Raw genomic sequence first — 23,179 nt, 5'->3', positions numbered from 1 at the left:
TTTTGCTTTTTTCCATTTACTACTACATTCCTGCATGATTGAATGATTCTCAATTACATGTTCGATGCCACACGGTTAACGAGCAGACAATTAAGGGCAATGACTCACACATTCTTCCGCGCCCCTTCATGCGTGGGATATTTTTGGGAAAACAGATGTAATGGCTACGTTCACACATTCTCTCTCTGGGGTAAAAGGGCGCGCGCTCTTTTCACTGCTGTTTATGGCACCGCTGGTGCAGGCAGCCGACACCACAACGGCTAAAGACGGCGAAACGCTGACCGTCACCGCCGATCCTAATGCCGTGGCCGAGGCCACAAACGGCTATCAGCCGCTGAACACCTCCACCGCCACGCTAACCAATATGCCGATGCTGGATATTCCGCAGGTGGTGAATACCGTCAGTGATAAAGTGCTGGAAGATCAGCACGCAACTTCACTTGATGAAGCGCTTTATAACGTCAGCAACGTAGTGCAGACCAACACCCTGGGGGGCACGCAGGATGCGTTTGTACGCCGGGGTTTTGGCGCGAACCGCGACGGGTCAATAATGACCAACGGCCTGCGCACCGTGCTGCCGCGCAGCTTTAATGCCGCGACCGGGCGCGTGGAAGTGCTGAAAGGCCCGGCCTCAACGCTGTATGGCATTCTCGATCCTGGCGGCCTGATCAACGTGGTTACCAAACGCCCGGAAACCCGCTTCGGCGGCTCGATATCTGCCACCTCCTCCAGCTTTGGCGGCGGCACCGGGCAGGTTGATGTCACCGGCCCGATTGACGGCACACGACTGGCGTATCGCCTGACGGGCGAGTATCAGGACGAAGATTACTGGCGTAATTTTGGCAACGAGCGCAGCACCTTTATCGCCCCGTCGCTGACCTGGTTTGGGGATGATGCCACCGTGACCGTGCTCTATTCGCATCGCGACTATAAGACGCCGTTCGATCGCGGAACCATCTTCGATCTCAACACCAAACAGCCGGTAAACGTGGATCGTAAAACCCGCTTTGACGAGCCGTTTAACGTTACTGATGGTCAGTCCGATCTGGCGCAGCTGAACGCGGAATACCGTCTTAACAGCCAGTGGACCGCGAAGTTTGACTACAGTTTCAGCCAGGATAAATACAGCGATAACCAGGCGCGCGTGATGGCCTATGACGCCAAAACGGGTAACCTGACCCGTCGTGTGGATGCAACTCAGGGATCGACTCAGCGCATGCACAGCACGCGTGCGGATCTGCAGGGGAACGTGGATATCGCGGGCTTTTACAATGAGATCCTGACCGGCGTGTCGTATGAGAATTACGATCTGCTGCGTACGGACATGATGCGCTGTAAGAACGTTAAAGACTTCAATATCTACCATCCGACCTACGGCAAGCTCGGCAAATGTACCACCGTCTCCGCCGCTGACAGCGACCAGACGCTCAAGCAGGAAAGCTACTCCGCCTACGCCCAGGACGCCCTGTACCTCACCGATAAATGGATTGCCGTTGCCGGGCTGCGCTATCAGTATTACACCCAGTATGCAGGCAAGGGTCGCCCGTTCAATGTGAATACCGACAGCCGCGACGAACAGTGGACACCGAAGCTGGGGCTGGTCTACAAGCTCACGCCATCCGTCTCGCTGTTTGCTAACTATTCCCAGACGTTTATGCCGCAATCGTCCATTGCGAGCTACATTGGTGACCTGCCGCCGGAAACGTCAAATGCTTACGAAGTGGGTGCAAAATTTGACCTGTTCGATGGCATTACCGCGAACATCGCGCTGTTTGATATTCACAAGCGCAACGTGCTGTACAACGAAAGCGTGGGCGGTGAAACCATCGCTAAAACCGCTGGCCGCGTACGCTCGCAGGGTGTGGAGGTGGATCTTGCCGGGTCACTGACTGAGAATACCAATATTATCGCCAGCTACGGTTACACCGATGCGAAAGTGCTGGAAGATCCAGACTATGCGGGTAAGCCCCTGCCGAACGTGCCGCGTCATACCGGTTCCCTGTTCCTGACTTACGACATTCATAACGTGATCGGCGGCAATACCCTGACCCTTGGCGGCGGTGGGCACGGCGTGAGCCGTCGTTCAGCGACCAACGGTGCGGATTATTATTTGCCGGGTTACTTTGTTGCCGATGCCTTTGCAGCCTACAAAATGAAGCTGCAGTATCCGGTGACGCTGCAGGTGAACGTGAAGAACCTGTTTGATAAAACCTACTATACCTCGTCCATTGCGACCAATAACCTGGGCAACCAGATTGGCGATCCGCGCGAAGTGCAGTTTACGGTGAAGATGGAGTTTTGATATAAAAAAGCCCGGTGGCGCTAGCGCTTACCGGGCCTACGATCGCTATGGCTGAGGCATCAGGCCTCAATATCCGCCATATCGCCTTTCTCCTGCAGCCAGTTGCGTCGGTCTTCCGAGCGTTTTTTGGCCAGCAGCATATCCATCATGGCGTTGGTTTGCTGCTCGTCTTCATCGCTGATAGTCAGCTGAACCAGACGACGGGTGTTAGGATCCAGCGTGGTTTCGCGCAGCTGCATTGGGTTCATCTCGCCCAGTCCTTTAAAGCGCTGAACGTTTGGTTTGCCCTTCTTGCGCTTGAGCTGTTCCAGCACGCCCGCTTTCTCTTCTTCCGTCAGCGCGTAGTACACCTCTTTGCCGAGGTCGATACGGTAAAGCGGCGGCAGCGCGACGTAGACGTGACCGTTTTTCACCAGCGTGCGGAAGTGCTTCACGAACAGAGCGCACAGCAGCGTGGCGATGTGCAGACCATCGGAGTCCGCATCCGCGAGGATACAGATCTTGCCGTAACGCAGCTGGCTGAGATCGTCGCTGTCCGGATCGATGCCGATCGCCACAGAGATATCATGCACTTCCTGCGAGGCCAGCACTTCATCAGACGAGACTTCCCAGGTATTCAGGATCTTACCTTTAAGCGGCATGATCGCCTGGTATTCACGGTCGCGCGCCTGCTTGGCCGAGCCCCCTGCCGAGTCCCCTTCCACCAGGAACAGCTCGGTGCGGTTGAGGTCCTGCGCCGTGCAGTCTGCCAGCTTGCCCGGCAGCGCAGGGCCGCTGGTCAGCTTTTTACGCACCACTTTCTTCGCCGCACGCAGACGACGCTGCGCGCTGGAGATCGCCATTTCCGCCAGCATCTCTGCGGCCTGAACGTTCTGGTTTAGCCACAGGGTAAAGGCATCTTTGACCACACCGGAAACGAAGGCCGCGCACTGACGCGAGGAGAGACGTTCTTTGGTTTGCCCGGCAAACTGCGGATCCTGCATCTTCACGGACAGTACGTAGGCACAGCGATCCCAGATATCTTCCGCCGACAGCTTCACGCCGCGCGGCAGAATGTTGCGGTATTCGCAGAATTCACGCATCGCATCCAGCAGACCCTGACGCAGTCCGTTGACGTGCGTACCGCCGAGCATGGTCGGGATCAGGTTGACGTAACTTTCGGTCAGCAGCTCCCCGCCTTCCGGCAGCCACAGCAACGCCCAGTCCACCGCTTCGGTATCGCCAGTGAAATTACCGACGAACGGTTTTTCTGGCAGGGTCGGCAGGCCGTTTACCGCTTCGCACAGATAGTCGTTAAGACCATCTTCATAGCGCCAGGTCTGCTCGGTGTTGTTGACGTTATCTTTAAACGTGATTTCCACGCCAGGGCACAGCACCGCTTTGGCTTTCAGCAGGTGCGTCAGACGAGAAACAGAGAAACGTGGGCTGTCGAAGAAGCTTTCATCAGGCCAGAAGTGGACGCTGGTACCGGTGTTGCGTTTACCGCACGTGCCGACAACCTGCAGATCCTGCACTTTCTCGCCGTTTTCAAACGCGATGTTATACACCTGGCCGTCGCGGCGAACGTTCACTTCCACGCGCTTTGACAGGGCGTTAACCACGGAGATCCCCACGCCGTGCAAACCACCGGAGAACTGGTAGTTCTTGTTGGAGAACTTACCGCCCGCATGCAGTCGGCAGAGGATCAGCTCAACGGCCGGTACGCCCTCTTCCGGATGGATATCCACCGGCATGCCGCGACCGTCGTCGATAACTTCCAGCGACTGATCGGCATGCAGGATAACGTCGACGCGTTTGGCATGGCCTGCCAGCGCTTCGTCGACACTGTTATCAATCACTTCCTGGCCCAGATGGTTTGGGCGCGTCGTATCGGTGTACATCCCCGGGCGGCGGCGAACCGGCTCAAGCCCGGTGAGTACCTCAATGGCATCAGCGTTATAGGTTTGCGTCATGATTTAAACTAGCAATTCGCATTGATTGTCAGAGGCTGTGCAGTCCAAGAAAATCGACAATCTGGGTGAAATGATCCTCAAAGCCCGTGAAAGCATGGTTTCCGCCCTCTTCTATAGTCTGGCGGCAGGATGCGTAATACGCCACTGCCTGGCGGTAATCCAGCACTTCATCACCCGTTTGTTGCAGCAGCCAGATCAGATCCGGTGCTTCAAGCGGGTCGACCTGCATAACTTTGAGATCGTAAATATGGCGTGACTCTAGCACATATTGTTGGCCGGTGTAGGGGTTCTCGTTTTCGCCAAGAAAGTCCCGCAGCAGCTCAAACGGCCGAACCGCCGGGTTAACCACAACGGCGGGCAGCATAAAGCATTGCGAGAGCCATGTGGCGTAATACCCTCCCAGCGAGGAGCCCACCACGCCAAAAGATTCGCCGCCGTGTTCCAGAACAATGGATTCCAGCATCTCCGCCGCCTCTGCCGGATAAGGCGGCAGCTGCGGGATAATCATCTCAACGTACGGATGATGCTCGCTCAGCCACTGGCGTAACTGTGTCGCTTTTGCGGAGCGCGGCGAGCTGTTGAACCCATGCAGGTAGAGGAGCGTAGACATCAATAGCCTTCTGAAGCGGTATCGGGGCGAAATTGCGTGCCTGCCAGACGGCAGACTTCGGTGGTCAGCGTACCATCGGCATGCAGTTCCAGCCAGCGCCAGCCCGGTGCAATGGTATCCAGGGTAAAGTTAGCGCAGTGCGGCTTAAACTGAACGCAGGTGGACGGCGTTGCCAGCAGACGGCGACCGTTCCAGTCGAGATCCTGTTCCTGATGAATGTGTCCGCACAGCAGATTCTTCACGCGCGGGAATTTCACCAGCACGCTATCCAGGGCGGCAGAGTTACGCAGACTGTGTTGATCAAGCCAGCTACAGCCCGCCGGCAGTGGATGATGATGAAGCAACAGCAGCGTATGACGCGCCGGTTCGGCAGCCAGTTTGGTCTCCAGCCAGTCGAGCTGAAACTCGCTTAACTCACCGTGCGGGACGCCAAACACCTGGCTGTCGAGCAGCAGGATCTGCCACTGGTCTCCCGCCAACACACACTTCGCCGGAGAGATCCCCGCTTCCAGGAGAGAGCTGTACATTGCAGGCTGGAAGTCATGGTTGCCCGGAAGCCAGACGCACGGCACGCTAAAGCTCGCGATGCCTTCAGCAAAATGCTGGTAGGCCGCGGAGGATTGATCCTGCGCCAGATCGCCCGTTGCGACAATCAGATCGCAGGCACGATTTTCAGCGTGAATCGCGCTAAGTACAGCCTGATAACTCTCCCAGGTGTTCACCCCCAGCAGAGTTTCATGCTTTTCGGCAAAAAGGTGAGTATCGGTGATTTGTAATATCCTGACTGGTGCCCCACCAGCAACAGTCAGGTTCAACAGGCTTTCCAAATGGTGTCCTTAGGTAGGTTTATGACGCTAACAAACCGGAATCGCCATTGCTCCATGTGCTAAACAATATCTTAGCCAGTCGGCTAAAAACTGGTTAATTTGATGCTTTTCGTCGCGTTGATGCAACTTTTTATTCGGGTAATCATACCGCGCTTTAAACCGAAAGATCTGCTGACTTGAACACACTTCAGCGACCATCGCGTCGTGATAGAGCCGCACTGTCATGGACGGCAGGCTCCAGTAGCTAATGCTGGGGGCCGTTTGTTCAATCTCCACCAGCGTAGTGTAGCGCGTTGATTCTGTTATCGTTAACCGATACTGCGCGTTGCTCACCTGATAGCTTACCGTTTCGCCGGGTGCGTCATTTTTCGGCAGCAGGCGGCGCAATTGTGCGAAATTGGTTTCGCACAGGCGCATCATTTCTGGGAAGTCAGGTGTATAACGCTTCATTTTTTCCACTCGTTTCGTAATGTCTGATAATGCAGTTGCAGCCATTGCAGGGCGATGACAGACGCTGCGTTGTCGATTTTCCCCTCTTCTACCCACTGGTAAGCCTGCTCCCGACTCACCACATGAACCCGAATATCTTCGTTTTCATCTGCCAGACCGTGGATCCCTTCCGCCGTCGTGGCGTCCACTTCGCCCACCATAATGGACAAGCGCTCGCTGGTGCCTCCCGGACTGGCCAGATAGCTCAGCACCGGTTTTGTGCGACCGACAACCAGCCCGGCTTCTTCCAGCGCTTCGCGACGGGCGACGTCTTCAACCGACTCGCCCTCTTCGATCATCCCGGCTACCATCTCCAGCAACCACGGGCTTTCACTGACGTCATAAGCGGCAATACGAATCTGCTCAACCAGCACAACTTCATCGCGCACTGGGTCAAAGGGTAGCAAGACTGCGGCATGCCCGCGCTCAAAAATTTCTCGCTTAATTTCGCCGCTCATTTCACCGTTAAACAGGCGATGCCTGAAACGGTAAAGTTCCATTGAAAAAAAACCGCTATATAGTGTTTCTCGTGCAATAATTTCTACATCGTTTTTGGCGAATGTCACGGGCAACTTATCTGGTTTTTGCATGAGTCGAGTCCTGGTAGCAATGGTGATGAAATGATGAATTTCAAGGCTGTTTGGCTGCCGTTTGTAAGGCTATATGATAGATTGGTGCAAATTACCGCCAGATGGCACGTTACGCCAACCTTTTGGTGTGGATGATTCTGTTAGAATCGGCAATTATTTTTAATTAGATCAGCGCTAATACTGCTTCACAACAAGGAATGCAAATGAAGAAATTGCTCCCCATCCTTATCGGCCTGAGCCTGACGGGCTTCAGTGCAATGAGCCAGGCGGAAAACCTGTTACAGGTCTACCAGCAGGCACGTCTGGGCAACCCTGATTTACGTAAATCAGCGGCCGATCGTGATGCTGCGTTTGAAAAGATTAACGAAGCGCGTAGCCCACTGCTGCCGCAGTTAGGTTTAGGTGCAGATTATACCTACAGCAACGGTTTCCGCGACGCTAACGGCGTTAACTCCAATGCTACCAGCGCCTCACTGCAATTGACACAGACGCTGTTTGATATGTCCAAATGGCGCGCCCTGACCCTGCAGGAAAAGAGCGCGGGTATTCAGGATGTGACTTATCAGACCGACCAGCAAACGCTGATCCTGAACACGGCGACCGCGTACTTCAACGTCCTGAGCGCGATTGACTCGCTCTCCTATACTGAAGCGCAGAAACAGGCGATTTACCGCCAGTTAGATCAAACCACCCAGCGTTTCAACGTGGGTCTGGTGGCGATCACTGACGTGCAGAACGCCCGTTCACAGTACGACAGCGTACTGGCCAACGAAGTGACCGCGCGTAACAACCTCGACAACGCGCTGGAATCCCTGCGTCAGGTCACCGGCAATTACTACCCGGAACTGGCTTCCCTGAACGTGGACAGCTTCAAGACCGATAAGCCGCAGGCGGTGAACGCCCTGCTGAAAGAAGCGGAAAACCGCAACCTGACCTTACTGCAGGCGCGTCTGAGCCAGGACCTGGCTCGCGAGCAGATTCGTCAGGCGCAGGATGGCCACCTGCCAACCCTGAGCCTGAGCGCCTCTACTGGCGTGTCTGATACCAGCTACAGCGGTTCTAAAACCAACACTGCCCAGTATGACGACAGCAACCAGGGCCAGAACAAAGTCGGTCTGAGCTTCTCTCTGCCGCTGTATCAGGGTGGGATGGTGAATTCTCAGGTGAAACAGGCGCAGTACAACTTTGTTGGCGCAAGCGAGCAGCTGGAAAGCGCACACCGCAACGTGGTGCAGACCGTGCGTTCGTCGTTCAACAACGTGAACGCCTCTATCAGCAGCATCAACGCGTATAAACAAGCCGTTGTGTCCGCCCAAAGCTCACTGGATGCAATGGAAGCCGGTTACTCCGTCGGTACCCGTACCATTGTTGACGTGCTGGACGCGACCACCACGCTGTATAACGCCAAACAGCAGCTCTCCAGCGCACGTTACCAGTACCTGATTAACCAGCTGAACATTAAGCAGGCGCTGGGTACGCTGAACGAGCAGGATCTGCAGGCGCTGAACAGCGCACTGGGCAAGCCAGTCTCAACGTCGCCGGACAGCGTTGCACCGGAGAACCCGGAGCAGGTTGCGGCGGTTGATAACTTCAACGCTGACAGCAGCGCGCCTGCTGCACAGCCAGCCGCTGCGCGTACCACGACGTCCACCAGCAAAGGCAATAATCCGTTCCGTAACTAAGCGTGTCATCAGGCCCACTGCGGCCTGATGCCCTCATCCCGGTCCTCTCCCACAGGGAGAGGACGCATCTGAATCACATCCGAACGTAAGCCAACGTAAAGATCCCCCTGATTCCGACCCTCTTCGCTTCATTTTCAACCACTCATCCTCTATCCTGAGCGTTATAACCACTGGGTCCTGGAAGACAAACATGAAACGGACAAAATCCATAAATCACGCGTCGTTCCGCAAAAGCTGGAACGCGCGTCACCTCACTCCTGTTGCGCTGGCGGTTACCGCTGTCTTTATGCTGGCAGGCTGTGAGAAAAGCGATGAAACGGTCTCTCTGTATCAAAACGCAGAGGACTGCTCAGCCGCAACCGGCAACGCGGCAGAATGTAAGACCGCGTATAACAACGCCCTGAAAGAAGCGGAACGTACCGCACCGAAATATGCCACACGCGAAGACTGCGTGGCAGAGTTCGGTGAAGGCCAGTGTCAGCAGACACCTGCTCAGGCGGGAACGGCGCCAGAAAACCAGGCGCAGGCACAGTCCAGCGGCAGCTTCTGGATGCCGCTGATGGCCGGCTATATGATGGGCCGCCTGATGGGTGGCGGTGCAGGTTACCAGCAGCAACCGCTGTTCAGCTCGAAAAACCCGGCCAGCCCGGCTTACGGCCAGTACACCGATGCCAGCGGCAAAGGCTATGGCGCAGCGACCCCGGGCCGTACCGTGACCGTACCGAAAACGGCGATGGCTCCGAAACCGGCTACCACCAGCACCATCACCCGCGGCGGGTTCGGTGAGTCTGTGGCGAAACAGACCAGCATGCAGCGTAGCGCGACGGGCACCTCGACTCGCTCAATGGGCGGCTGATCATGGAACGAGTCAGTATCACCGAGCGCCCGGACTGGCGCGAAAAAGCGACCGAATACGGTTTTAACTTCCACACCATGTATGGCGAACCGTACTGGTGTGAAGATGCTTATTACAAACTGACGCTCGCCCAGGTAGAAAAACTGGAAGCGGTGACAGCAGAACTGCATCAGATGTGCCTGAAGGTCGTTGAAAAAGTCATCGACAGCGATGAGCTAATGGCTAAATTCCGCATTCCTAAGCACACCTGGGGCTTTGTACGCCAGTCGTGGAAAACCAGCCAGCCCTCGCTCTACTCTCGCCTTGATTTGGCGTGGGACGGCGTGGGTGAACCTAAGCTTCTGGAAAATAACGCAGATACGCCAACCTCTCTGTATGAAGCGGCCTTCTTCCAGTGGATCTGGCTGGAAGATCAGATGAACGCCGGCAACCTGCCGGAAGAGAGCGACCAGTTCAACAGCCTGCAGGAAAAGTTGATTGAGCGTTTCGCCGAGCTGCGTGAACAGCACGGCTTTAACCTGCTGCATCTCGCCTGCTGCCGTGACACAGAAGAAGACCGTGGTACGGTTCAGTATCTGCAGGACTGTGCTGCCGAAGCGGAACTCGCCACCGAATTTCTCTACATCGAAGATATCGGACTGGGTGAGAAAGGTCAGTTTACTGACCTGCAGGATCAGGTGATCAGCAACCTGTTCAAGCTCTATCCGTGGGAATATATGCTGCGTGAGATGTTCTCCACCAAGCTGGAAGACGCTGGCGTGCGCTGGCTGGAACCGGCCTGGAAGAGCATCATCTCCAACAAAGCCCTGCTGCCGATGCTGTGGGAGATGTTCCCGAACCACCCGAACCTGCTGCCGGCGTACTTTGCGGAAGATGATTATCCACAAATGGAAAAATACGTCGTTAAGCCGATTTTCTCCCGCGAGGGGGCAAACGTCTCCATTATCGAAAACGGTAAAACGCTGGAAGCGGTTGAAGGGCCTTATGGCGAAGAAGGAATGATCGTCCAGCAGTTTTATCAACTGCCGAAATTTGGCGACAGCTATACGCTGATTGGCAGCTGGCTCATCAACGATCAGCCTGCCGGGATTGGCATCCGCGAAGATCGCGCGCTGATCACCCAGGATCTGTCACGCTTCTATCCGCATATTTTTGTGGAGTAGAGTGCGACCTGATGCCCTCTCCCACGGGAGAGGGTGCAAACACTAAAAACAGCAGCCGCAGGTTGTGCTTTTATTACCCCACCTGCACCGACAGCATACTCAAACTCCCCATCTCTATACCGTCGACCGGGATCGTCACCGGCTCCTGACCATCCCACGCGCCCAGGATATACAGCAGCGGCAGGAAGTGTTCCGGCGTTGGGTTAGAGAGCGAACCGCCTTCGTGATCCAGATAGTTCACCAGCGGGTGCTCTTCAACCGGGCCTTGCCAGGTCAGATTGTCTTTGACGTAGTCGTTAAAGGACGTTGCCCACGGATACGGGGTATTTTCACCGTGCCAGCGCGCCGTGCGAAGGTTGTGTACCACGTTACCGCTTGCCACCAGCATGATGCCTTCATCGCGAAGCGAAGCCAGCTTGCGGCCCATCTCCATGTGCCAGGCTGCCGGTTTAGTGCTGTCGATACTCAGCTGCACCATCGGGATATCGGCGTCAGGGTACATTTTTATCAGTACGCCCCATGAGCCGTGGTCAAAGCCCCAGGCTTCTTTATCCAGCGCGACCGGAACCGGGGCCAGTAGATCGACCAGTCGGAGGGCCAGCTCTGGCGAGCCTGGAGCCGGATAGTGCGTGTCGTACAACGCCTGCGGGAAGCCACCAAAATCATGAATGGTTTTTGGCGCTTCCATGGCGGTCACGCCGGTGCCGCGGGTAAACCAGTGCGCAGACACCACCACAATCGCTTTTGGACGCGGTAACGTCTCGCCCAGATGACGCCACGTGCGGGTATAGACATTATCTTCCAGCACGTTCATTGGGCTACCGTGGCCTAAAAACAGTGCTGGCATACGCGAAGAAGTCATGGTGATATCCTTACAGAAGGTGTCAATTTGATGGTGCTACATTACGCGTAATCCTGCAAAGATGAACGCTGATAAGCGTGAAGATCATCATCAGGAAATTTGAATGTAAGGAATGCGTAAAGCACAGGTTCCCGCTCTCGCTTTGGCTAAAGTGAATAATTAGTATTGATTAGAATGATTAACGCAAGGAGCATTGCATGTCTGTCCCCTTGATCCTGACCATACTTGCGGGCGCCGCCACGTTTATCGGTGCGTTCCTCGGCGTGCTCGGCCAAAAGCCGTCTAATCGCCTGCTGGCCTTTTCACTGGGTTTTGCCGCCGGCATTATGCTGCTCATCTCCCTGATGGAGATGCTGCCTGCCGCATTGGGAACGCAAGGCATGTCTCCGGTGCTGGGTTACGGCATGTTTGTCTTTGGTCTGCTGGGCTATTTTGCCCTCGATCGCATGCTGCCCCACGCGCATCCGCAGGATTTGATGCAGAAAAGCGTCACGCCCGTGCCACGTAAGATTAAACGTACCGCTATTTTACTGACACTCGGCATCAGTCTGCATAACTTCCCGGAGGGCGTGGCGACCTATGTGACCGCCAGCAGCAATCTGGAAATGGGGTTGGGTATCGCCCTGGCGGTGGCCTTGCACAATATTCCTGAAGGACTGGCCGTTGCCGGGCCGGTCTATGCCGCCACGGGATCAAAACGCACCGCCGTGCTCTGGGCCGGGATTTCAGGCATGGCTGAAATTCTGGGCGGTGTGCTGGCATGGCTGATCCTGGGCAGTCTGGTTTCACCGGTGGTGATGGCTGCCATTATGGCCACGGTTGCAGGGATTATGGTGGCGCTCTCGGTAGATGAACTGATGCCACTGGCGAAAGAGATCGATCCCGACAACAATCCAAGCTATGGCGTGTTATGCGGAATGTCTGTAATGGGATTAAGCCTGGTGTTGTTACAAACGGCAGGTATTGGCTAATATTATACTATGGCGCTTATTTTTTTATAAGCGCCCATCTCCCAGGCGTAATTAATCACACACCCATTCAATAAGCGCATATATATAAGCCATCTTAAAGCGGGCTTAATAATTACTAACAACACATTGTTACATTTGGAAGTAAAATACACAGAGCCAATTTTTGACCGTTCAAAAATGCTCATGTAAAGGAAATTCTAATGAACAATGGAAATAAAACCCTTCTTGCTCTGACTCTCGCCACTTTCCTCTCTGCACCTGCTTTTGCCAGCGATCAAGGCTCCGGAAAAATTACCTTCAAAGGCGTTGTGATTGATGCGCCATGTAATATCGCTCCTGACAGCGTTGATAAAGAGATCGATCTTGGTCAGATAACAACCGCGGTCATTAATGCCAACAAAAAATCAACGGCGGTGCCGGTTGATATCAATCTGGAAAACTGCCAGCTTGACGCAGCGGATGAAACCGCCACCCCCGTCACTAAAGTGGACGTGACCTTCAGCAGCACCGCTACCGATTCAACAGACACCAGCTTGCTGAGCAATACCTATGCGGGCGGTGCACAGAACGTTGGCGTTCGCCTGCTGGATAGCGCAGAGTCTCCAGTCACGCTTGGCTCCACAGAGACTGTCGATCTGTCTGCAGGTTCAGCAATTCAGACGCTGCACTTCAAAGCGCAGATGGAAGTGGCCAGTGGTAAAACAGCAACGGCCGGTCAGGTTGAATCTACCGCAAATTACGTCCTGCTGTATAAATAAGCCAAGACGCTGAATTCTGTTTCGGCTGGCAATATATTTGCCAGCCATTGCCGTAATTTTATTTGAGAGCTAAATGATGAAATACAGTGCGTTTTCGATCATCATTGCTGGCTTTCTTACGCCTCTTCCACTGGTTGCCGTTGAATTTAATATTAACGCTATCGATAAAGATCAGCGCGGCAATGTTGATTTATCCCAGTTCAAAGATAAGAACCACGTTGCGCCGGGTCATTATTTCGTTACCGTTTCAATAAATAATACGCCGCTCACTAACGGCTGGCAGTTAGCCTGGTATAAAAAAGACGATACAACGGAAGTCTGCATTCCGTCCGATCTGGCGGACACTTTTGGTCTGGACGATAAATACCGCAGCATGCTGACGGTTAACGCGGGCTGTGTCGACTTTTCCCCGCTGCCGCAGGTTCGTTTCGAGTTTATTCAGGCGACGCAAACGCTGGAAGTCACCCTACCTCAGGCCTGGCTACAGTACCGTTCCACCAACTGGATGCCGCCCGCGACCTGGGACAACGGTGTCTCAGGCGTGCTGCTGGATTACAATCTGTTTGCCAGCCGCTATCAGCCAGATGAGGGGTCAAGCAGCGATAACGTCAATACCTACGGGACCGCTGGCGCCAACCTGGGCGCCTGGCGACTGCGAGGAGATTATCAGTACGCCCTTAACCGTACGGATGGGAGGTCGCAGAGCGATGGCCGCCTTTCTCGCGCCTACCTTTTTCGCCCTCTGCCTGTATTTGGCTCTACGCTGACGCTGGGTGAGTCAGATTTTCAGTCGGATATTTTCGACGGATTTTCCTACACCGGAGCCTCACTTATCAGCGACGAGCGCATGCTGCCCTGGTCTCTGCGCGGCTACGCGCCACAAATTTCTGGTATTGCTCAGACGAATGCCACCGTGACCGTCAGCCAGGCAGACAGAATTATCTATCAAACCAAAGTTCCGCCGGGTCCCTTTGTGATCCAGGATATCAACCAGTCGGTACAGGGTACGTTAGACGTTATCGTCGCCGAAGAAGACGGTCACACCAGTACCTTTCAGGTTTCTGCAGCATCAGTGCCTTTCCTGACGCGAAAAGGCCAGGTTCGCTATAAGCTGGCGGGCGGTAAACCCCGTCAGGACAGCTCGCATAATGTCGAAAGCGAGGCCTTTTTAAGCAGCGAATTCTCCTGGGGCGTACTCTCCCGGACATCCCTGTACGGCGGGCTTCTCAACAGCGGTAATGATTACCGCGCACTGGCGGCAGGTATCGGGCAAAACATGGATATGCTTGGAGCGCTGTCATTTGACGTCACCCGGGCCAGCAGCCAGCGCGTAGGAGAAACAAAGCAGACCGGATACAGCTATCGCATCAACTACAGCAAGCGTTTCGACACCACCGGGAGTCAGCTCACGCTTGCCAGCTACCGCTACTCCGACAATCGCTTTCTCAGCTATGCCCGTTTTCTTGAAAACGATCAGGCTGACGCAGAAATGGAAAAACAAACGCTGAGCATCACTGCCAGCCAGTTCATCCCCGCCCTGTCGCTAAACCTTTACCTTGGTATGCTGCGCCAGACCTGGTGGGACAGAGCCCCCTCCACCACCGGAACGCTCACGGCAGGATACACCTTCGACCTTGGCCGCTGGAAAAATCTTGGCGTGACGGCCTCATGGAGCAAAACACATTATCAGGATCAAAGCGATGACACGCAGGTTTACTTCTCGCTAAGCCTGCCCCTCGATCCGGAGCACCGCCTCAATTACGACCTGAGAAACAGCGACACGACGCGTCAGACGCTCTCCTGGTATGACTCTTCAGACAGTAACAATACCTGGGGGATATCCGCTGGTACCGAGAGCAAAAAAACTGACGCCGGGGCGCAAGTCAGCGCGAATTATCAGCATTACGCCGGAACGGGAGACCTGAACCTGTCCGGAAGCTACAAGGCCAACGAATACCGTTCCATCAGTGCGAGCTGGAACGGCTCGTTCACCGCAACCGCCCATGGGGCAGCGCTTCATCGCCGGAGCTACGGTAACGAACCACGCGTGATGGTCAGCACGGAAGGAATCGGCAATATACCGCTGAATATGTCCCACGATGCGACCAATACCTTTGGTATTGGCGTCCTGCCCGCCTTTTCGAGCTATATGCCCGCCAGCGTACAGGTGAATCTGAATAATCTGCCAGAGGGTGTCGATGTCGATAACCGCGTCCTCCGCTCGACATGGACCGAGGGGGCAATCGGTTATCGGCTGATTGCCTCCCGTCAGGGTCAGGATATTGCCGGTGTCGTGCGTACCGCCCGCGGCACGCCTCCCCTCGGTGCCCAGGTGCGTGAGCAGGATTCAGGTAAAGAGGTGGGCATTGTCGCCCAGGACGGACACATCTGGCTGGGAGCGGTAAACGCGAAACAGCACTTTACGGTCACGTGGGGAGACAATCAGCAGTGTCATTTCTCCCTGCCAGCCTCTCTCGACAACACCACGCAGCTAATGCTGCCCTGTCAGTAAATTATCATGATGAAATCATATGTTTATTTAGCAGCATTCCTGTTTTGTGGCTCCAGCGTCTCGCATGCGGCGATTAACCTGGACAGGACGCGCATCGTCTTTTCCGCAAGCGATAAAGCCAGCAGCCTGACTATCGACAACCAGAGTAAATCACTTCCCTATCTTGCCCTCGCCTGGGTGGAGGATCAGGAGGGGCGCAAAGAGGACAGCCATTTTATGGTCCTGCCTCCCATTCAGCGTATTGAACCTGGCACTTCGTCACAGGTACGGATTGTGAAACAGGCTGCGACGCAACAGCTGCCTCAGGATAGGGAAACGCTGTTTTATTTCAATCTGCGTGAAGTGCCGCCCAAAAGCACGAATCTGAAAGAGGCGCGTAGCGTCATGCAGGTGGCTATGCAGAGCCGCATCAAGTTGTTCTGGCGTCCGGAAAACATCCGCAAAAAAACGGGAGAGGAAACGGAAATGCAACTGGCGGTGACATTGTCGGGCAACACCATGCGCCTGAAAAACCCAACGCCCTATTTCATCACCCTGGCGTGGCTGAGCAATAACGGTAAAACAATGATGCCAGGCTTCGACAGTTTGATGATCGACCCGTTTGCGACCAGCACGCTGACGCTGAGTGAATCACAAGGAACGGGCTATAGCATAGGTTATATCGATGATTACGGTGCGCTACGCAAGGTTAATCTAACCTGCTCCGGGTCAACACCATGCACGCTGGCGCCGCGTAAGGCAGGGCAAAATGCGACAACTCGCTAAGCTTTTCCTTTTTATGCTGGTGATGTGTCCCCTTAAGCAGGCGCTGGCGCTGAACTGCTACCTTGGCACACAAAATGGCCCGGTGGAGCAAACCAAAACGGTGTCAGAATTCTCAATCCCCAGCACAGCCAGGGTTGGGCAAAAAATATGGGAATCCAGCGATATCAAAATCCCCGTGTATTGCGACAGGAATACCGCGTCAAATCATGAGAACGAAGACGTCTTCGCCTGGGTGAACCCTTATCCGTCGGTGTCGGATCCTTACTACGAACTTGGGGTGACCTACGAAGGTGCGGATTACGATGCCATCGGGCAAACCTACGGCGTGGATACCCGTCAGTGTCTGGACAACAACAGCCTGAGTAAATATACGGCTGAACAGTTAAAAGCGATGGGCTGGGAGAAATACGTGTGCTCGGGGAATGCGTTGGATGTTCATACCTCACGAACCTTTGCGGCGCGCTTCAGACTGTACGTTAAGCTCAGGGCGATACCGCCTCAGGGCTACGTCAGTACGCTTGGTGATTACATCGTCGTGCAGTTTGACGGCAAAGGAGGCGTAAATGCCCTTTCTGATGCGAAAAATCTCAAATATCACATTAACGGGCTGGAGAACATCAGGGTCCTGGACTGCGGGGCGACGTTCAGCATTTACCCTGAAAATCAGGAGATCGATTTTGGCACCTTCAGCGCACGTGACATCGTCAATCAGGGCACACGCACGCGAACGTTCTCGGTTAAAACCAGTAAAGTACAGGATGCACAGTGTTCAGACGGGTTTAAGATCGACGCGTCGTTCTATACCGATAACGAACTGACGGCCAATGACACGGCGTTGCTGATTGGTAATGGGCTGAAGCTGCGTATTCTTAACGGTACACAGCCCTACACCTTCAATCAGTATGACGAGTACGCTGATTTTACCGGTTCGGTACTGCATTTCGAGACCACGTACACCGCTGAGCTTTCACGTGCAGAGGGAAAGGGTATCGATTCTGGTCCTTTTGAAACGGTCGTGCTGTTTAAAATTAACTACCACTAGAGACAACAAAGCCGGGTTTCCCCGGCTTTTTCATTCATGCATCGTTCAGCTGGCTTTGCGCTCGTGCGCCTGACGGTACTCGATCAGATCTTCAATCGTCACCACCGGCATGTTGTGCAAGCGTGCAAAGGTGATGCACTCTGGTGCACGCGCCATGGTGCCATCATCGTTGGTCAGTTCACACAGTACGCCTGCAGGTTTGAAGCCTGCCAGCGTTACCAGGTCAATGGTCGCTTCCGTGTGGCCGCCACGGGTCAGCACACCGCCCGCCTGCGCACGCAGCGGGAAGACGTGGCCAGGACGGTGCAGGTCGGAGGGTTTCGCGCCATCCGCAATCGCTGCACGGACGGTAGTCAGACGGTCAGCCGCTGACACACCGGTGGTCACGCCATGCGCAGCTTCAATCGTCACGGTAAAACCGGTACCAAAGGCGCTGGTGTTGTTCTCAACCATCATCGGCAGGTCAAGCTGCTTACGACGGTCTTCGGTAATACACAGGCATACGATGCCGCTGCCGTGACGGATGGTCAGTGCCATCTGCTCAACGGTCATGTTTTCGGCGGCGAAAATCATGTCGCCTTCGTTTTCACGGTTTTCATCGTCCAGCACCATCACACCGCGGCCTTCGCGCAATGCATCCAGTGCATGTTCAACACGTTGAGTTGAAGTGCCAAAAGAGGAAAGTAGCGTCTGATTCATGGTAAAAAAACCTCATTAACATTATGGTTACCAGAATCAGGGCAGTCTTAGGAGCGCCGTATAAGCGGCAAAAAGATAACGTGAGCGGGCCCATGCCCGACTGGATCGTTACTCTCTCCCATCCGGACTCTAACCGTCGGCCCCGGAATTACACCGGATCTGCTGACCTTTGAGTGTTCACCCAAAGCGCTCGCGGGCTTTCAGCATGACGCTGATTTACCGCCGGTGGGGAATTTCGCCCCGCCCTGAGAATAAGCGAGATAACTATAACGCTATTGATTATCCTGGGCAATGCATAAGCAACAAACAATTTTGTTTAACCCGTGGCATGACGCGCTACAATGGACACTAACACCTTTTCATCAAGGGAAACGACAATGATTGACCCAAAGAAAATTGAGCAAATTGCACGTCAGGTTCATGAATCCATGCCGAAAGGCATTCGTGAGTTTGGTGATGATGTTGAGAAGAAAATCCGCCAGACGCTGCAGGCGCAGTTGGTTCGCCTTGATTTAGTCAGCCGCGAAGAGTTTGACGTGCAGACGCAGGTTCTGCTGCGCACCCGCGAGAAGCTGGCGCTGCTGGAACAGCGTCTGACCGAGCTGGAAAACCGGAATACGCCAGCGGAAGTGAAACCCGCACCGGCGATTCCACCTGTGGATGACCAGGAGTAAGTGCGGCCTGTTGTGCCCTCACCCCAGCCCTCTCCCACGGGGAGAGGGTAAAAAAAACGGGCCAACTGGCCCGTTTTTTTTACTGACTGTCTTTCTGGATCTTCTTGATGATGTTGGTGGTTGAACACCCGTCCTCAAAGTTGAGCACCATCACTTCACCGCCGTTGGCCCAGACCTCTTCGCTGCCCGCGATTTGCTCCGGTTTATAGTCGCCGCCTTTCACCAGCAGATCCGGCAGAATGCCTGCAATCAGGCGCTGAGGCGTGTCTTCTTCAAACGGCACCACCCAGTCCACCGCTTCCAGCGCGCCGAGCACAATCATACGCTGCTCCAGCGGATTCACCGGACGCGTTTCGCCCTTCAGACGTTTGGTCGAGGCATCGCTGTTCACTGCCACAATCAGACGATCGCCCAGCTTGCGTGCATTCGCCAGATAAGAGACATGGCCCGCGTGCAGAATGTCGAACACGCCATTGGTCATCACCACTTTCTCACCGCGTTTACGCGCAGCGGCAACGGCCACTTTCAGTTCGTCTTCGCTCATGACGCCAAAACCGGTATCGGCACGGCCGCGTACGGCGTTTTCCAGTTCGATTGGCGAAACGGTAGATGTCCCGAGCTTACCGACGACCACGCCCGCCGCGGCGTTCGCGAAGTAGCAGGCTTCTTCGAGGGAGTTACCCGCCGCCAGCGTTGCCGCCAGCACGCCGATCACCGTATCACCGGCACCCGTCACGTCGTACACTTCCTGCGCCTGAGTAGGCATATGCAGCGGCGCTTTGCCCGGCTGCAGCAGGGTCATCCCCTGCTCGGAGCGGGTCACCAGCAGTGCAGACAGCTCGAAGTCAGCGATGATCTTCATACCGCGCTCGACGATCTCCGCTTCCGTCTTACACTTGCCCGCCACCGCTTCAAACTCCGAGAGGTTTGGCGTCAGCAGCGTTGCGCCGCGATAGCGCTCAAAGTCGGTGCCTTTCGGATCGATCAGTACCGGCACATTGGCTTTACGCGCCAGCTGGATCATCTGCTGTACGCTTGCCAGCGCCCCTTTGGCGTAATCGGACAGTACCAGCGCGCCGATATTGCTCAGCGCCTGATTAATGCGCTCGTGCAGCGGCTCAGGATCCACACCTTCAAACCCTTCTTCAAAGTCGAGGCGGATCAGTTGCTGGTTACGCGACAACACGCGCAGCTTGGTTATGGTCGGGTGCGTCGGAACAGAGACGAAATCGCACTTCACGTTCACGTCCGCCAGCGACTTGCTCAGCGCGCGCGCCGCATCGTCGATACCGGTGAGGCCCACCAGACGCGAATGTGCGCCCAGAGAAGCAATGTTCATCGCCACGTTTGCCGCGCCGCCAGGACGCTCTTCAATGGTATCGACCTTAACGACCGGTACCGGTGCTTCCGGGGAGATACGGCTGGTCGGCCCATACCAGTAGCGATCCAGCATCACATCGCCGACAACCATAACTCCAGCACGTTCAAACTCTGGCAGTGTTACTTTCATTCCTGACTCCAGAAAGATTCACAATTTGCGCGCGATGATATCACACTTGTTTTGTTACGCACGGTTCCACCAGCCACTTCTGCCAGCTCGCTTTCACCTGGTCGCGTTCACGGGTAAAGCAGTCGAGCGCCACGTGGCCCGGCTGTTCCTGCAAGGCGAGGTGGTGCAACTCATCGCGCAGCGTGGTGTAGGCGCGGGTTAAGGCCAGCGCTTCCTGCTCATCCATGATGTCGTTTTGCGCAAGCAGCTCCAGAATGCGCACATTATCCGACCAGCGGGTCAGCTTCGGCTTATCATGCGCATGCAGGAGCACCAGATACTGGGTAATAAACTCAATGTCGGTAATGCCACCCTCATCGGCTTTAATATCAAACCGATCGCGGTGTTTATTGCCCAGGTGCGCACGCATTTTTTCACGCATTTCGCGCACGTCGGTCTGCAACTTACTGCCTTCACGTGGGGTGGTCATCACCGCTTTACGAATGGCATCGAACTGCGTTTTTAACTGCGGATCACCATACACCACGCGGGCGCGCACCAGCGCCTGATGCTCCCACGTCCAGGCTTCGTTTTTCTGATAATCGGCAAAGGATTCCGTTGAAGTCACCAGCATCCCGGCCGCGCCGGACGGGCGCAGACGGGCATCCACTTCGTACAAAATACCCGATGACGTGCGGGTGCTGAACAGGTGCATAATGCGCTGGGCCAGACGCAGATAGAACTGGCGCCCGTCAATTTCACGCTCGCCGTCGGTCATCACATCGGCCGGACAATCGTGCAGGAAGATTAAATCCAGATCCGAGCTGTATCCCAGTTCCCACCCGCCGAGCTTGCCATAGCCTACCACGGCGAAACCGCGGCCTTCTCGTTCAGCAAGATGTTTTGGCTGACCGTAACGCGCCACCATCTGGATCCACGCCTGATGCACAACTGCATCGATGATTGCTTCCGCCAGCCAGGTTAAGTGATCGCTCACTTTCATCACCGGCAGCGTTCCGGCAATATCCGCCGCCGCGACGCGCAGCATCTGCGCCTGTTTGAACTGACGCAGCGCTTCCAGCTGCTGCTCTTCATCTTCCTCGGGCACGCGCAGCAGATACTGACGCAGCTCATCGCGGTAGGCATCGGTCGCCGTCGGCTGATAGAGGGTATTGGGATCGAGCAGTTCATCCAGCAGCAGCGGGTAACGCGCCAGCTTGTTCGCCACCATCGGTGACGCCGCGCAGAGCGTGATCAGATGCTTCAACGCTCCCGGGAACTCGCTCAGCAGTTCAAGATAGGTGGTACGCGTAATAATGCCGCTCAGCAGCGGCATCATGCGGGAAAGTGGCACCGGTGCGTCGGCACGGGAACAGACATCGCTCAGCAGGTGCGGCATCAGGTGATCCAGCACCTGGCGACCACGCGGACCAATGGCGCGCTTGTTGAGTTCAAGGCGGAAATCGGCGATCAGCGCCACCACCCGATGGCGATCGTCGTCGCTCAGGTGCGCCAGCACGGGCGTGGTGTCATCTTCCTGCAGGGCATCCTGCCACAGTTCACGCCAGTGTTCAGAGAGCGTATCGTCCTGCGATTCGCTTTCATCATCGCCAATCAGCTCGTTAAAGATACGGCGCACGCCTGCCATATGCGCGTCCAGTCGTTCGGTCAGTGCCGCCCAGTCGTCCACGCGCATGCCCCAGGCCAGACGCGCCCGGTTCAGCTCATCCCCCGGCAGGGTCTGGGTTTGCTCGTCATTGATGCTTTGCAGCAGATTTTCCAGACGACGCAGGAACAGGTATGCCTCACGCAGGGTTTGCGCGTCCCCCTCCGGCAGGAGATGGAGTTGCTCAATCGCCGACAGCGTCGGGAGCAACGAGCGGGATTGCAGCGACGGCTCGCGACCACCGCGGATGAGCTGGAAAACCTGGACAATAAACTCGATTTCACGAATGCCACCCGCGCCGAGCTTAATGTTATCTTTCAGCCCACGACGGCGTACCTCACGGGCGATCATCCCTTTCATGTTACGCAGGGACTGGATCACGCTGAAGTCGATATAGCGACGGAACACAAACGGGCGCAGCATGGCGCGTAGCTCGTTGGCGTAAGCGTCGTCACTGTCACCCATGATCCGCGCTTTGACCATCGCATAACGCTCCCAGTCGCGCCCCTGCTCCTGGTAGTAATCTTCCAGCGCCGCAAAACTCAGCACCAGCGGGCCGCTGTCGCCAAACGGACGCAGACGCATATCCACGCGATAGACAAATCCGTCCTGCGTCGGCTGATCCAGCGCCTTAATCAGACGCTGGCCAAGACGGGTGAAGAACTGGGCGTTGTCCAGCTCACGACGGCCTCCGCGCGTGGAGCCGTTCTCCGGCCAGGCAAAAATCAGGTCGATATCGGAGGAGAAGTTCAGCTCGCAGCCGCCCAGCTTGCCCATCCCCAGAATCAACAGCGGCTGAGGAACCCCTTCCTCGCTGCACGGCGTGCCCCACTCTTTACAGCAGGCGGCGTAAAGCCAGTCTCGCGCAGCGACAATCAGCGTCTGCGCCAGCTCGCTCAACTGCTGGAGCGTGCTCTCTTCACTGACCAGCTCAAGCGCCTGCGCCCAGGCGATACGCACCATCACCCGGCGGCGGAACTGGCGCAACACCCGCATTAAGGTGGCCTCATCCACGACGTCAGCCAGCGCGGTTTGCAGCCAGACTGCATAATGCCGCCACTCGTCAGCCTGCGGCGGGGCGTTTTCAAGCTCCACCAGCCAGTCCGGGTTAGCCGTAATACTTTCCTGCACAAAATCACTGAACGTGAGCACGCGCTTTGCCTGCTCACTTAACGATGACGCCGGTAATGACTCAGGCAGACGTTCGCAAACGGTCTGCCACTGCTGCTGTAACTGCGAAGAAAGCGGCATTATAGGGGTTCCTTGCCAG

19 protein-coding genes and 1 riboswitch are annotated in these 23,179 nt (G+C 55.5%); of the genes, 10 read left to right on the top strand and 9 right to left on the bottom strand.

The genetic code is table 11. The features are described 5' to 3' along the window. The first annotated feature begins 160 nt into the window (after positions 1 to 160). Positions 161 to 2,302 (top strand): TonB-dependent siderophore receptor, encoded by a 2,142-nt coding sequence (locus NQ842_RS04640; RefSeq protein ID WP_257256560.1) that lies wholly within the window; start codon positions 161 to 163, stop codon positions 2,300 to 2,302. A gap of 59 nt (positions 2,303 to 2,361) precedes the next feature. On the opposite strand, the gene parE is transcribed toward NQ842_RS04640, so the two are convergent. The 5 genes from parE to nudF are packed head-to-tail and all read right to left on the bottom strand — an operon-like array spanning position 2,362 to position 6,770. After that, positions 2,362 to 4,254, bottom strand: coding sequence for a DNA topoisomerase IV subunit B (gene parE / locus NQ842_RS04635; protein WP_014833290.1), 1,893 nt, complete (start codon positions 4,252 to 4,254; stop codon positions 2,362 to 2,364). A gap of 28 nt (positions 4,255 to 4,282) precedes the next feature. Further along, the gene (yqiA, locus tag NQ842_RS04630; RefSeq protein WP_257256558.1) at positions 4,283 to 4,864 is read right to left on the bottom strand and encodes an esterase YqiA; all 582 of its coding nucleotides are present in this window, start codon (positions 4,862 to 4,864) and stop codon (positions 4,283 to 4,285) included. Continuing rightward, positions 4,864 to 5,691, bottom strand: coding sequence for a 3',5'-cyclic-AMP phosphodiesterase (gene cpdA, locus NQ842_RS04625; RefSeq protein ID WP_014833292.1), 828 nt, complete (start codon positions 5,689 to 5,691; stop codon positions 4,864 to 4,866). Before cpdA ends, yqiA begins: the two co-directional genes overlap by 1 nt. A gap of 27 nt (positions 5,692 to 5,718) precedes the next feature. After that, entirely contained in the window at positions 5,719 to 6,141 is a 423-nt protein-coding gene (locus NQ842_RS04620) for a DUF1249 family protein (RefSeq protein ID WP_014833293.1), read from the bottom strand. Further along, positions 6,138 to 6,770, bottom strand: coding sequence for an ADP-ribose diphosphatase (nudF, locus tag NQ842_RS04615; RefSeq protein ID WP_014833294.1), 633 nt, complete (start codon positions 6,768 to 6,770; stop codon positions 6,138 to 6,140). The genes NQ842_RS04620 and nudF overlap by 4 nt, the downstream gene beginning before the upstream one ends. Positions 6,771 to 6,973: 203 nt before the next feature. On the opposite strand from nudF, the gene tolC reads away from it, so the two are divergent. The 3 genes from tolC to NQ842_RS04600 all read left to right on the top strand — a co-directional run bounded on the left by tolC (position 6,974) and on the right by NQ842_RS04600 (position 10,471). Further along, positions 6,974 to 8,452, top strand: a complete 1,479-nt coding sequence (tolC, locus tag NQ842_RS04610; protein WP_046888658.1) for an outer membrane channel protein TolC — start codon at positions 6,974 to 6,976, stop codon at positions 8,450 to 8,452. A gap of 190 nt (positions 8,453 to 8,642) precedes the next feature. Continuing rightward, positions 8,643 to 9,308, top strand: coding sequence for a DUF1190 family protein (locus NQ842_RS04605; RefSeq protein WP_013098745.1), 666 nt, complete (start codon positions 8,643 to 8,645; stop codon positions 9,306 to 9,308). Between the two features lie 2 nt (positions 9,309 to 9,310). Continuing rightward, positions 9,311 to 10,471, top strand: coding sequence for a glutathionylspermidine synthase family protein (locus NQ842_RS04600; protein WP_014833296.1), 1,161 nt, complete (start codon positions 9,311 to 9,313; stop codon positions 10,469 to 10,471). Positions 10,472 to 10,544: 73 nt separating this feature from the next. On the opposite strand, the gene ygiD is transcribed toward NQ842_RS04600, so the two are convergent. Continuing rightward, positions 10,545 to 11,333 carry a 4,5-DOPA dioxygenase extradiol gene (gene ygiD, locus NQ842_RS04595; protein ID WP_014833297.1) on the bottom strand — a complete coding sequence of 263 codons (789 nt, stop codon included), beginning with the start codon at positions 11,331 to 11,333 and terminating at the stop codon, positions 10,545 to 10,547. A gap of 197 nt (positions 11,334 to 11,530) precedes the next feature. On the opposite strand from ygiD, the gene zupT reads away from it, so the two are divergent. From zupT to NQ842_RS04570, 5 genes are all read left to right on the top strand, one after another. Next, a complete protein-coding gene (gene zupT, locus NQ842_RS04590; protein ID WP_046888659.1) occupies positions 11,531 to 12,304 on the top strand; it encodes a zinc transporter ZupT in 774 nt (257 codons plus the stop codon). Between the two features lie 200 nt (positions 12,305 to 12,504). Beyond that, positions 12,505 to 13,062, top strand: coding sequence for a fimbrial protein (locus NQ842_RS04585; protein ID WP_063411988.1), 558 nt, complete (start codon positions 12,505 to 12,507; stop codon positions 13,060 to 13,062). A 73-nt stretch (positions 13,063 to 13,135) separates the two neighbouring features. After that, entirely contained in the window at positions 13,136 to 15,574 is a 2,439-nt protein-coding gene (locus NQ842_RS04580) for a fimbria/pilus outer membrane usher protein (protein WP_373371741.1), read from the top strand. A gap of 6 nt (positions 15,575 to 15,580) precedes the next feature. Further along, positions 15,581 to 16,339 (top strand): molecular chaperone, encoded by a 759-nt coding sequence (locus tag NQ842_RS04575; protein ID WP_063411990.1) that lies wholly within the window; start codon positions 15,581 to 15,583, stop codon positions 16,337 to 16,339. Beyond that, complete coding sequence (locus NQ842_RS04570; protein WP_046888663.1) at positions 16,323 to 17,381, top strand: fimbrial protein; 1,059 nt, start codon at positions 16,323 to 16,325, stop codon at positions 17,379 to 17,381. Before NQ842_RS04575 ends, NQ842_RS04570 begins: the two co-directional genes overlap by 17 nt. Positions 17,382 to 17,426: 45 nt before the next feature. Here the strand turns inward: NQ842_RS04570 and ribB are convergent, their stop codons facing one another. After that, on the bottom strand, positions 17,427 to 18,080 hold the full coding sequence (ribB, locus tag NQ842_RS04565; protein WP_014833303.1) for a 3,4-dihydroxy-2-butanone-4-phosphate synthase: 654 nt from the start codon (positions 18,078 to 18,080) through the stop codon (positions 17,427 to 17,429). Positions 18,081 to 18,186: 106 nt separating this feature from the next. After that, a riboswitch (FMN riboswitch) is annotated at positions 18,187 to 18,337 on the bottom strand. A 120-nt stretch (positions 18,338 to 18,457) separates the two neighbouring features. On the opposite strand from ribB, the gene ubiK reads away from it, so the two are divergent. Continuing rightward, complete coding sequence (gene ubiK, locus NQ842_RS04560; RefSeq protein WP_014833304.1) at positions 18,458 to 18,754, top strand: ubiquinone biosynthesis accessory factor UbiK; 297 nt, start codon at positions 18,458 to 18,460, stop codon at positions 18,752 to 18,754. A gap of 79 nt (positions 18,755 to 18,833) precedes the next feature. On the opposite strand, the gene hldE is transcribed toward ubiK, so the two are convergent. Both hldE and glnE read right to left on the bottom strand, forming a co-directional pair. Continuing rightward, on the bottom strand, positions 18,834 to 20,264 hold the full coding sequence (gene hldE / locus NQ842_RS04555; RefSeq protein WP_014833305.1) for a bifunctional D-glycero-beta-D-manno-heptose-7-phosphate kinase/D-glycero-beta-D-manno-heptose 1-phosphate adenylyltransferase HldE: 1,431 nt from the start codon (positions 20,262 to 20,264) through the stop codon (positions 18,834 to 18,836). A gap of 40 nt (positions 20,265 to 20,304) precedes the next feature. Then, the gene (gene glnE, locus NQ842_RS04550) at positions 20,305 to 23,163 is read right to left on the bottom strand and encodes a bifunctional [glutamate--ammonia ligase]-adenylyl-L-tyrosine phosphorylase/[glutamate--ammonia-ligase] adenylyltransferase (protein WP_257256905.1); all 2,859 of its coding nucleotides are present in this window, start codon (positions 23,161 to 23,163) and stop codon (positions 20,305 to 20,307) included. Positions 23,164 to 23,179: the final 16 nt, after the last annotated feature.

This window comes from Enterobacter cloacae complex sp. R_G8, from assembly GCF_024599795.1.
Lineage (GTDB): Bacteria > Pseudomonadota > Gammaproteobacteria > Enterobacterales > Enterobacteriaceae > Enterobacter > Enterobacter dissolvens.
Note: the sequence above shows the minus strand (reverse complement) of the source record. Positions and strands in the feature narration are given on the sequence as shown.